Annotated in this window: 9 protein-coding genes; 6 read left to right on the top strand and 3 right to left on the bottom strand. The window is 71.5% G+C overall.

Translation table 11 applies throughout. The features are described from left to right. Positions 1-121: 121 nt before the first annotated feature. From LE548_RS04220 to LE548_RS04205, 4 genes are all read left to right on the top strand, one after another. Complete coding sequence (locus tag LE548_RS04220; protein ID WP_225095241.1) at positions 122-544, top strand: cold-shock protein; 423 nt, start codon at positions 122-124, stop codon at positions 542-544. A gap of 14 nt (positions 545-558) precedes the next feature. Then, positions 559-2,424, top strand: coding sequence for a molecular chaperone HtpG (htpG, locus tag LE548_RS04215; protein WP_225095240.1), 1,866 nt, complete (start codon positions 559-561; stop codon positions 2,422-2,424). A gap of 213 nt (positions 2,425-2,637) precedes the next feature. Then, entirely contained in the window at positions 2,638-4,686 is a 2,049-nt protein-coding gene (locus tag LE548_RS04210) for a phosphocholine-specific phospholipase C (protein ID WP_225095239.1), read from the top strand. 66 nt (positions 4,687-4,752) lie between these two features. Then, complete coding sequence (locus LE548_RS04205) at positions 4,753-5,601, top strand: phospholipid scramblase-related protein (RefSeq protein WP_225095238.1); 849 nt, start codon at positions 4,753-4,755, stop codon at positions 5,599-5,601. A gap of 93 nt (positions 5,602-5,694) precedes the next feature. Here LE548_RS04205 and LE548_RS04200 read toward each other — a convergent pair whose 3' ends face one another. Together LE548_RS04200 and LE548_RS04195 are read right to left on the bottom strand one after the other, a co-directional pair. Beyond that, entirely contained in the window at positions 5,695-6,657 is a 963-nt protein-coding gene (locus LE548_RS04200; protein ID WP_225095237.1) for a hypothetical protein, read from the bottom strand. Next, positions 6,654-7,457 carry a phosphatase PAP2 family protein gene (locus tag LE548_RS04195; protein WP_225095236.1) on the bottom strand — a complete coding sequence of 268 codons (804 nt, stop codon included), beginning with the start codon at positions 7,455-7,457 and terminating at the stop codon, positions 6,654-6,656. The genes LE548_RS04200 and LE548_RS04195 overlap by 4 nt, the downstream gene beginning before the upstream one ends. A gap of 164 nt (positions 7,458-7,621) precedes the next feature. Between LE548_RS04195 and LE548_RS04190 the strand changes: the two genes are divergently transcribed. Continuing rightward, positions 7,622-8,236: a TetR/AcrR family transcriptional regulator gene (locus tag LE548_RS04190; RefSeq protein WP_225095235.1), complete on the top strand. Its 615-nt coding sequence runs from the start codon at positions 7,622-7,624 to the stop codon at positions 8,234-8,236. Between the two features lie 157 nt (positions 8,237-8,393). On the opposite strand, the gene LE548_RS04185 is transcribed toward LE548_RS04190, so the two are convergent. Continuing rightward, positions 8,394-9,503: a DUF2510 domain-containing protein gene (locus tag LE548_RS04185; RefSeq protein ID WP_225095234.1), complete on the bottom strand. Its 1,110-nt coding sequence runs from the start codon at positions 9,501-9,503 to the stop codon at positions 8,394-8,396. Between the two features lie 334 nt (positions 9,504-9,837). On the opposite strand from LE548_RS04185, the gene LE548_RS04180 reads away from it, so the two are divergent. Next, on the top strand, positions 9,838-11,631 hold a 1,794-nt coding region (locus LE548_RS04180), incomplete at its 3' end, for an AAA family ATPase (protein WP_225095233.1).

The following is an 11,631-nucleotide window of genomic DNA, read 5'->3' as shown; positions in this document are numbered from 1 at the left end:
AAACACCGTGCTGGGGCACGGTGCGTGGGGCGTCGCCCGGGAATTCCGGCGGGCCTCGCGCGTCGCGTACGCTGAGCGGCGGTACAGAGGCTGAGTGCGGCTTGGAACGTGGGGGTTGCGGATGGCTGTCGGTCGGGTGGTCCGGTTCGACGGGATGCGTGGGTACGGCTTCATCGCTCCGGACCAGGGGGGCGAGGACGTCTTCCTGCATGTGAACGACCTGCTGATTCCCGAGTCGTCCGTGCGTCCGGGCCTGGCGGTGGAGTTCGAGATCGAGAACGGCGGCCGCGGGCTGAAGGCCGCGTCCGTCCGTCTCGCGCAGGAGCCGGGAAGTTCGGCGGCACCGGCGGCCGAGCGGGCCGTCCCCGCGGCCACCGCGGAGGGCCAGGAGCCGATGTGTGACGTGCTCGGCTCGGCCGAGTACACACGCGAGGTGACGGAGCTGCTGCTGACCTCCGTACCCGACCTGACGGGGCAGCAGATCGTCGCCGTACGCAGGCAGCTGGCCCTGTTCGCCAAGCGGCACGGCTGGATCGAGGACTGAGGGGAAAGGACACAATGAGCACCGAGACGCTGGAGTTCCAGGCCGAAGCGCGGCAACTCCTGCAGCTGATGGTCCATTCGATCTACTCGAACAAGGACATCTTCCTGCGGGAACTCATCTCCAACGCCTCCGACGCCCTGGACAAGCGGCGCCTCGCCGGCCTCACGGACGACCGCCTGAAGGCCGACGACCCGCACATCGCGCTGGAAACCGACAAGGACGCGCGCACCCTGACCGTGCGCGACAACGGCATCGGCATGACACGCGACGACGTCGTCGGGCTCATCGGCACCATCGCCCGTTCCGGGACGGCCGAGACCCTGCGCCGGCTGCGTGCGAACCGCGAACAGCGCGAAGACCGCGAAAGCGCGGAATCGGCGGAGCTGATCGGCCAGTTCGGTGTCGGCTTCTACTCCGTGTTCATGGTCGCCGACAAGGTCACGCTGGTCACCCGCAAGGCCGGCGAGGACACCGGCGTGCGCTGGGAGTCGGACGGCGGCGGCACCTACACCATCGAGACCGTCGAGGACGTGCCGGAGGGCACGGCGGTCACCGTCCACCTGCGTCCCGCGGACGAGGAGGACGCCCTCCACGACTACGCCGACGAGTGGAAGATCCGGGAGATCGTCAAGCGGTACTCGGACTTCATCGCGTTCCCCATCCGGATGGGCGACGACACCCTGAACTCGATGAAGGCGCTGTGGGCACGCCCGCGTTCGGAGGTGCAGGACGAGGAGTACCGGGAGTTCTACCGGCACATCAGCCATGACTGGACCGACCCGCTGGAGACCATCCGGATGCGGGCGGAGGGCACCTTCGAGTACGAGGCGCTGCTCTTCCTCCCCGCGCGCGCCCCGCACGACCTGTTCCAGCGCGACGCCCGCCACGGCGTCCAGCTGTACGTCAAGCGCGTGTTCATCATGGCCGACACCCGCGAACTCCTGCCGTCCCACCTGCGGTTCGTCAAGGGCGTCGTGGACGCCGCCGACCTGTCGCTGAACATCTCCCGCGAGATCCTCCAGCAGGACCGGCACATCCAGCTGATCCGGCGCCGTCTCGCCAAGAAGGTCCTGTCCACCGTCAAGGACCTCATGACGAACGACGCCGACAAGTACCGTACGTTCTGGCGGGAGTTCGGCCCCGTCGTCAAGGAGGGCCTGCTCGCCCCGGGCGAGGACCACAAGGCGATCCTCGACATCGCGTCGTTCGCCACCACCGCCGGGGACGAGCCCACCACCCTCGCCGACTACGTCTCCCGGATGAAGGACGGCCAGGACAAGATCTACTTCATGACCGGCGAGAGCCGCGCCCAGGTCGAGAACTCCCCGCACCTGGAGGCCTTCCGGGCCAAGGGGTACGAGGTGCTGCTGCTCACCGACCCCGTGGACGAGATCTGGGTCGAGTCGGTGCGCGACCACGACGGCAAGGAGTTCCAGTCCGTCGCACGAGGCACGGTCGACCTGCCTGCCGACGAGGCCGACGAGGAGCTGTCGGAGGAGAGGTCCGGTGCCTACGCCCCGCTGCTGACCTGGCTGGGCGAGACGCTCGACGCCGTCAAGGACGTACGGCTGACCACCCGCCTGACCAGCTCGCCGGCCTGCCTGGTCAGCGACGCCGACGGCATCCCGCCGGCGCTGGAGAAGATGTACAAGGCGATGGGCCAGGACCTGCCGCCGGTCAAGCGCATCCTCGAACTGAACCCCGAGCACCCGCTGGTCAGCGGGCTCAGGGCGGCGTACGAGCAGCGCGCCGGGGACCCCGGGCTGACCGAGACGGCCGAACTGCTCTACGGCACCGCCCTGCTCGCCGAGGGCGGCGACCTGGCCGATCCGGCACGCTTCGCCAAGCTGCTCGCCGACCGCCTCACCCGCACGATCTGACCGAAGCGCCCGGCATGTCCGCTCTGTGAGCGGGTGCCCACCGGCCGCGGCCCGTACCGGCCGCGGCCGGCGGGCACCCCACGGACAGCCGACTTTCACATGGGCGCCACCGGACCCTTCCCTGACGTTTGTTGCTCTTGGAACACTCGCTCCGCGCAGATTCCGTCATATGGGCGGCATCGCGTACGTCAGGACGAGAGGACCCGAACACCCATGCCCGAAGTCAACCGGCGCCGTTTCCTCCAACTCGCGGGTGCCACCACGGCATTCACCGCGCTGTCCACCAGCATCCAGCGCGCGGCCGCCCTGCCCGCCCACCACCGCACCGGGACCGTCCAGGACGTCGAGCACATCGTTGTCCTCATGCAGGAGAACCGTTCCTTCGACCACTACTTCGGCTCGCTGCGCGGCGTCCGCGGCTTCGGCGACCCCCGTTCGGTCTCCCAGAACGGCACGTCCGTCTGGAAGCAGTCCGACGGCACGAAGGACATCCTGCCCTTCCACCCCGACGCCGACGATCTGGGCCTCGCCTTCATCCAGGACCTGCCGCACGGCTGGAACGACACGCACGCGGCCTTCAACGGGGGTAAGTACGACAAGTGGGTGCCGGCCAAGGGCACCACGACCATGGCGTACCTGAACCGCGAGGACATACCGTTCCACTACGCGCTCGCCGACGCCTTCACCCTCTGCGACGCCTACCACTGCTCCTTCATGGGCTCGACCGACCCGAACCGCTACTACATGTGGACCGGTTACGTCGGCAACGACGGCCAGGGCGGCGGCCCCGTCCTCGGCAACGACGAGAAGGGCTACGGCTGGACGACGTACCCCGAGCGCCTGGAGAAGGCCGGGGTCTCCTGGAAGATCTACCAGGACATCGGCGACGGCCTCGACGCGAACGGCTCCTGGGGCTGGATCCAGGACGCCTACCGCGGCAACTACGGCGACAACGCCCTGCTGTACTTCAACCAGTACCGCGGCGCCAAGCCCGGCGACCCGCTGTACGACAAGGCCCGCACCGGCACCGACGCCAAGAAGGGCGAGGGCTTCTTCGACCGGCTGAAGGCCGACGTCAAGGCCGGCACGCTGCCGCAGGTCTCCTGGGTCGTCGCCCCCGAGGCCTTCACCGAGCACCCCAACTGGCCCGCCAACTACGGCGCCTGGTACGTCTCCCAGGTCCTCGACGCGCTCACCTCCGACCCCGAGGTCTGGAGCAAGACGGCGCTGTTCATCACCTACGACGAGAACGACGGCTTCTTCGACCACGTCGTACCGCCCTTCCCGCCGGCCTCCGCCGCGCAGGGCAAGTCGACCGTGGACCCCTCCCTCGACCTGTTCAAGGGCGACGCGAGCCACGTGCCCGGCGCCTACGGGCTCGGCCAGCGCGTGCCGATGCTGGTCGTCTCCCCCTGGAGCAAGGGCGGTTACGTCTGCTCCGAGACCTTCGACCACACCTCGATCATCCGGTTCATCGAGCGCCGCTTCGGGGTGCACGAGCCGAACATCTCGCCCTGGCGGCGGACCGTGACCGGAGATCTGACCAGCGCCTTCGACTTCTCCCGCAAGGACACCAAGCCGGTCGCGCTGCCGTCCACGGCCGCCTACGAGCCGCCGGACCACAACCGTCACCCCGACTATGTTCCCAAGCCCCCGGCCAACCCCTCGCTGCCCAAGCAGGAGCGCGGCCACCGGCCCACCCGCCCGCTGAAGTACGCCCCGGTGGTGGACGGTGCTGCGGACACCGCGACCGGCAAGCTCACGCTCACGTTCGCCTCGGGGGCGCGCGCGGGCGCCGCGTTCCTGGTGACCTCCGGCAACCGTGCCGACGGCCCCTGGACGTACACCACCGAGGCCGGCAAGCACCTCTCCGACTCCTGGAACTCGGCGTACTCCGGCGGCAGCCACGACCTCACCGTGCACGGCCCGAACGGCTTCCTGCGCGTCTTCAAGGGCAAGGGGAAGGCCGCGGGACCGGAGGTGACCGCCCGGACCGCCGGCGACAACCTCGAACTCACCTTCACCAACAAGGGATCCGGCACGGTGAAGCTGAAGGTGACGAACGGCTACGTCGGCCGGCCGGCCACCGTGACCGTCCGGCCCGGCGCGACCGTCAGGCACGCCGTCGACCTCACGGCGAGCAAGCGCTGGTACGACGTGACGGTCACCTGCGAGGGCGACCCGGCGTTCCTGCGCGGCTTCGCCGGGCACGTCGAGAACGGCCGACCCGGCGTCAGCGACCCGGCCATCGCGACGGAGTGAACGACCGATGAACACCGCTCCGTGCGGACTGGTCAGGTACCGGTCAGATCAGGGTAGTGTGCCCCGGTGACCACACAATCGAACACTCCTGCAGGCTGGTACCCGGATCCGCACGGAGCGCCCCAGACGCTCCGCTACTGGGACGGCACCCAGTGGACCCAGCACACCAACCCGGCGCAGGCCCCCGCCGGCCAGGCCCCGCAGGTGCAGGCCCCCGCCCAGCAGTACGGCGTCCCGCAGCAGCAGGCCGCCGACCCCAAGGTGCAGCGGCAGGTGCAGCAGCAGGCCGGGATCCAGGGCGGCGGCCCCGGCGGCGGCACGATCTTCACCGAGCCCATCCTGGTCGTGAACCAGAAGGCCAAGCTGATCGAGGTGACCAACGAGTACAAGGTCATGGATCAGCACGGCCGGGACATCGGTTCGGTCACCGAGGTCGGGCAGGGGGTGCTGAAGAAGATCATGCGCTTCGTCTCCAGCCTCGACCAGTTCATGACCCACAAGCTGGAGATCCGTGACGCCTACGGCCAGCCGCAGCTGCTGCTGACCCGGCCCGCGAAGTTCTTCAAGTCCCGGGTCGTCGTGTCCCGTCCGGACGGCTCGCCGGTCGGCGAGATCGTCCAGCAGAACATGATCGGAAAGATCAACTTCGCGATGAACGCGAACGGCCGGCAGGTCGGCGCGATCAAGGCGGAGAACTGGCGGGCCTGGAACTTCGCGATCGTCGACCACGCGGACAACGAGGTCGCCCGGATCACCAAGACCTGGGAAGGCCTCGCCAAGACGCTCTTCACGACCGCGGACAACTATGTCCTGCAGATCCACTACCAGCTGCCCGAGCCGCTGCTGAGTCTCGTGGTCGCGACGGCCCTGACCGTCGACACCGCCCTCAAGCAGGACTCGCGGGGCTGGAACTGAACAGGCCCCCACGGGGGAAACGGGGCCGGGGAAGTACGACCACGGCGGCCGGTGCGCGCGGAAGAGCTGCGCCCCGGCCGCCGTTCTGTGTGCTCAGAGTGCGGTGAGGTGCCCCGGCTGTTTCGGCTGCCGTGGCACCAGCGCCGGTTCGGCGGTCGCCGTGCCCGGTTCCAGCGCCAGGACCGCGGCCACGGGGTGGTCGTCGGCCTCGGGCGCCGGAGCCTCGGGCGCCGGCCCCGGGGTGACCCGGGTGAGCAGGACCACGCCCCAGGAGGCCAGTACCGCTCCGGCGAGGGCCAGCAGTACGCCGCCGGCGCCGCCCTGGAGGCCCTGGCCGAGCAGGGTGAGGCCGATCGTCGCGGCCGCGACCGGGTTGGCGAGGGTGACCACGGCGAGCGGGGCGCCGAGACCGCCGCGGTAGGCGGTCTGGGACAGCAGCAGCCCGCCGACGGCGAACGCGGCGACGAGGACGGCGACCACGATCACCTCGGCGCCCAGGCCCGGGCCCGTGCGGTCCGTGGCCGCCACGGTCACCGTCTGGGTGAGCGCCGAGGCGACACCGGAGGCGAAGCCGGACGCCGTCGCGTGCCGCAGGCCGGGACGGGCACCGGGCCGGGACAGCATGCCGATCGCGGCGGCCGTCGTACCGGCCACCGCCAGCGCCTCGGGCAGTGACAGCACCCGCTCGGGCGCCGGACCGGAGGCGGTCACGAGCAGCGCGGCGAGCCCGAGCAGCGTCAGCGCCGTACCGCGCCACTCCACCGGGCTGACCCGCCGCCCGGCCGCCTGCGCCCCGAGCGGCACGGCCGCGACCAGGGTGAGCGCTCCGAGCGGCTGGACGAGGGTGAGCGGGCCGTACTTGAGGGCGACGACGTGCAGCAGCGCGGCGGCGGCGTTCAGGCCGACCGCCCACCACCAGGCGCCGTTGCCCAGCAGCCGCAGCAGTCCGGCGCCGGCGGTGCGGGAGGCGAGCCGTTCCTGGGCCACGGCGGCGAGGGCGTAGGCGACGGCCGAGACGAGGGACAGGGCGACGGCGACCAAGGCGGCGGCGCTCATCGGACCGCTCCCACCAGGACGCTCTCGCGCGGGGCGAGCCGGCCGGCGCCGCGCCCGGCCGTGCGCGGCGTCCGCCGCGGCGGACGGATCACGCCGAGGGCGATGCCGAGCATGGCGGTGGCGACGATCGCGTCGAGCCAGTAGTGGTTGGCCGTGCCCACGATCACCAGCAGGGTGATCAGCGGGTGCAGGAGCCACAGCCAGCGCAGGCGGGACCGGGTGGCCACGATGAGGCCGATCGCCACCATCAGCGCCCAGCCGAAGTGCAGCGAGGGCATCGCCGCGAACTGGTTGGACAGATGGTCGCTGGACGGCGGGCCGTACACGGACGGGCCGTAGATCTTCGCGGTGTCCACCAGACCGGTCCCGGCCAGCATCCGCGGCGGGGCCAGCGGGAAGGTGAACGGCAGCACCAGCGCGGCCGTGGTGACCACCGCGAGGACCCGGCGCGCCCAGGTGTAGTGGGCGGGCCGCTTGACGTAGAGCCAGACCAGGAAGGCCAGCGTCGCCGGGAAGTGGACGGTGGCGTAGTAGGTGTTGGCGATGCGGACGAGGGTGTCGCCGTGCAGCAGTGCGGACTGCACGGCGTTCTCGTGGGGGAGGTGCAGCGTCCGTTCCAGGTCCCACACGCGGTGGGCGTTGTGGACGGCGTTGCCGGTGTGACCGGTGGCCAGCTGCCGGCCGAGCTTGTAGACGAGGAACAGCCCGGCGACGAGCAGAAGCTCACGTATGAGCGCCGGGCGCGCGGTCGCGTCCGGCGGCTCCGCCTCTGCCTCTCCAGGCTCGGTTCGCGCAGTCATCCCCCGGCCCCTTCACTGACGGTGGTGCGTGTAGAACTCATCGATACGATGTCGTACCGAAACGTCAGTGTACCGATACGGGTCGGTACCGGTACACTGACGTATCGATTGATGTGCGCCACACTGAAGACAGGGCCCGGCCCACGAGAGAGAGGAAGCACCGCATGACGTCGCAGGCCGCGGACGGACCGGAGACGGTCGCCGCCTCGCGCCGCTCCAAGATCACGCCGGCGCGTGAGCGGGAGTTCTTCGACGCCGTGCTGGAGCAGATCCGCGAGTGCGGGTACGAGTCCGTCACCATGGAGGGCATCGCCGCCAGCACCCGGTGCAGCAAGTCCACGCTCTACCGGCAGTGGAAGACCAAGCCCCAGTTCGTCGCGGCCGCGCTGCGTGCCAGCCGCCGGGTGCGCTTCGCCGGTGTCGACACCGGATCCCTCGCCGAGGACCTGCGCCAGGCCGCGCGGGCCGCGGGCGACTGGTCCGGCAAGGACATCAAGCTGCTCCAGGCGCTGGGACACGCGGTGACCGCCGACCACGAACTGGCGCTGGCACTGCGCGAGGCGCTCGTCCACCCGGAGATCGCCGCGCTGCAGGAGATGCTCGCGCGGGGCGTTGCCCGGGGCGAGGTCCCGGCCGGCCATCCGGCGCTGGAGTACATCCCCGCGATGATGTTCGGCGTCCTGCGCGTACGGCCCGTGCTCAGCGGCCAGTACGCCGACGCCGAGTACCTCGCCCGGTTCGTGGACGCCACCGTGCTGCCCGCGCTCGGGCTGACGTAGGACCCAGGCCGTCGTTCACGGGATGACTGAACGGCGGTCTGCCCGCGCCGCACCGTGGGGACGGGGGCGGCGCGCACCCCCGGCCGGGTGGGGCTCCTCTTGAGCGGAGGGGTGCCCCACCCGGCCCTTTCACGTCCGGCGTCCGGGCGGTCCCGGCTCAGACGTTCTGGCCGTTGCCGCCGCCGGAGGAGACCTTGATCCCGTTCAGGATCTCCTCGATGACCGAGGTCTGCTGTCCGACGTCGATGCCGAAGCGCACCACGACGATCTGCTTGGCGTCGTTGGGCGAGGGGAAGGCGACCGACTCGACGTAGCCGTCGGAGCCCTTGCTGGTGACCGCCTTCCAGCGCACCATGTAGCCCTTCTGCCCGGCCACCGTCACCGCCTGCGAGGCCAGCACCTGGTGCGAGGTGATGCTGCCGTAGGTGGTGCCGCCGTAGGACTGCCTGGCGTTGGCCGCGATGTCCGCCTTGGCGACCTCCTCGGCCGTCGTGCCCTTCAGGCCCAGCGCCACCGCCGGAGCCGTGTAGGCGCCGCCCGCGGTGCAGGTCTGGCCGGCGTTGCCCGGGCACTTGTAGGAGTCGTCCGAAGTCACCTCCGCGCCGACGCTGATCGTCTGCCCGGTCCAGCCCTTCGGCACCGGCAGACTGATCCCGTTGACCGGGTCCGACACCGTGCCGCCGCCCTGCACCTTGGGCGCGTCGGACTGCCCCGGCGACGGCGCGCCGCCGCCGGAACCGCCGGACTCACCGGAACCCCCGGATCCGCCGGCACCTCCCGAGCCCCCGGAGCCGCCCGAGCCGCCGCCGAACGGCCCGCCCTGGCCGCCGTTCTGCCCGCCCGGCGCGCCCTGCTGCGTTCCGGCGCGGTCGCCGCTGCCGCCGCCGTCGCCCTTGGTCAGCGCCCAGACGCCGATCCCGATGCTCGCCAGTACCACGGTCGCCACCGTGACGGCTATGCCGTTGCGCAGCCGGCGCCGGGACCCGGCCGGCGGCTCGGCGGGGTACGCCGGATACGTCCCGTACCCCGGCGCCTCGCCGTAGCCACCGGGTGCGGCGGGCGCGGCGGGCGCCGGCTGTGCGCCGAACACCGGAGACGGTGAGGGTGCCGCAGGCGCCGGCTGCGGCGGGGGACCCCACACGGCGGCCGTCCCGGCGGGGCGGGTCTGGTCCGTCCAGGCCTTGCCGTCCCACCAGCGCTCGGTGGGCGGACCGTCGTTCGTCTGCCCGGGGTCGGGGTACCACCCGGGGGGAGTCACCTGCGTCATGCCCCCACCGTATGAGGCGACCGTGAAAGTGTGATGAGAGGATCTGCCGCGAACGGAACAGACCGGATTATTTCGCCTCGGATTTCTCTCGCTCTTTTCTCCCCACCCCCTTTTCCGACGGCGATTCCGGGCCCGCCCCTCGCCACCGGCCTCCGGTGGCCCGGTTGACGCCCCGTCGGCTGCTGACCGGCGGTTCGGGCCGGGCGGGCGTCGCCTGTGCGCACCCGCTTTCACCCGGCGGGGCAACAGCTGCGCGTACCGCCCACCACAGGCACTGCCGGACGGCTACGCTCGTGCTCTGTACGTCATTCGGGCGACCTGGGGAGGTAACAGGATGACGGAGGGACGGCCGCCGACGGCCGCCTCGGCTTCCCTGTGGGAGCGGGACGCGGAGATGGCCACCGTCGCAGACGCGCTCGACGTCCTGTGCGCCGACCGGTCGTCCGCGGGCAGCCTGCTGGTCTTCCGCGGCGAGGCGGGTCTCGGCAAGACCGCGCTGCTGGCCGAGACCCGCCGGATCGCCGAACGCCGCGGCTGCACCGTCTGGTCCGCACGCGGCGCGCAGACCCTGAAGTCCGTCCCGTTCACCGTGGTACGGCAGCTGCTCCAGCCCGCCCTGCTGTCCCTGCTGCCGGAGGAGGCCCGCGAGTACCTCGGCGACTGGTACGACATCGCCGGACCCGCCCTCGGCATAGTCGACCCGCAAGAGGGCAGCCCCGACCCGCAGTACGTGTGCGACGGACTCGTCGCCGCGGTGCGTCGGCTCGCCCGCCGGGAGTGGCCCCTCGTGCTGCTGATCGACGACGCGCACTGGGCCGACCAGGAGACCCTGCGCTGGCTCGCCGCGTTCGCCGAGCGCCTGGACGACCTGTCCGTACTGGTCGTGGTCGCCCGCCGCCCCGGTGAGGTCAGCGGGGACAGCGCCCGCCACCTCGACGCGGTGGCCGCCGCCGCGGGCCGCCCCGTCAGCGACCTCAGCGCGCTCACCCCGGACGCCACCGCGGGCCTCACCCGCACCACCCTCGGCCGGCACGCCGACGACGCGTTCTGCCGTGAGGTGTGGGCCGTCACCGGCGGCAATCTCTACTACACCGTCGAACTGCTCGCCAAGGTGCGGGACGGCGAGCTCCCGCCCGTCGAGTCCCGCGCCGGGGAACTGCGCGCCCTCAACCGCTCCGCCCGCAGCGGCGGACTGGTCGACCGGCTCAAGGACCTCGGCCTGGAGGCCACCCGGTTCGCCTGGGCCGCCGCCATCCTCGGCACCTCCATCACCGTCCACATGGTCGCCCGCCTCGCCACCATGAACGACGACCTCGCCCGGCACTGCGCCGAACTCCTCTGCAACGCCCGCATCCTCACCAGGCCCGACCGGGCGGCCGGCGCCGAACGCCGGGAAGACGAGCTGGAGTTCGTCCACCCGCTGGTCGCCACCGCCGTCTACAACTCCATCCCGCCCGCCGTGTGCACCGCCATGCACGGCGTGGCCGCCCAGATCATCACCGACCTGGGCCGCGGCGCCTCCGAGGCGGCCCAGCACCTGCTCAAGGTGCACCCGGACGACGACGAGGAACTCGTCGCCCAGCTGCGCGAGGCGGCCCGCGAACACCTCGCCGTCGGCGCGCCCGACGCGGCCCGCCGCTGTCTCGAACGGGCCCTGCGGGAGCCGCCGCGCCCCGACGTCCACGCCCATGTCCTGTACGAACTGGGCTGCGCCACCCTGCTGACCGCGCCCGCCGTTACCATCGACCACCTCCAGGACGCGCTCGGTATGCCCGGCCTCGAAGGCGACCGGCGCGTCGACGCGGTGATCCGTCTCTCCCAGGCACAGCTCCACAACGACCAGCTGGAGGAGGCCGTCCGCACGGTCGAGGCCGAGGCCGCCCGGCACGAACCGGGCCCCGCCCGGATGCGGCTCACCGCCGTACAGTTCATGTGGGAGACCATCCACGGCGAGACCGTCTCCCCAGCCCGCTCCCGGCGCCTGGCCGAACTCGCGAGCACCCGCACCGGCCGCGACAACGCCGAGCGCGCCCTGCTCATCCTGCGTGCCTTCGACGCCATGACCCACGGCGAGAACGCCGAGGAGGTCGTCGAGCTGTGCGACCGCGCCCTGGTCAACGGCCGTCTC

This window comes from Streptomyces sp. CoH27, assembly GCF_020181035.1.
Classification (GTDB): Bacteria; Actinomycetota; Actinomycetes; order Streptomycetales; family Streptomycetaceae; genus Streptomyces; species Streptomyces camelliae.
This window is presented reverse-complemented; position numbering and strand designations above follow the sequence as displayed.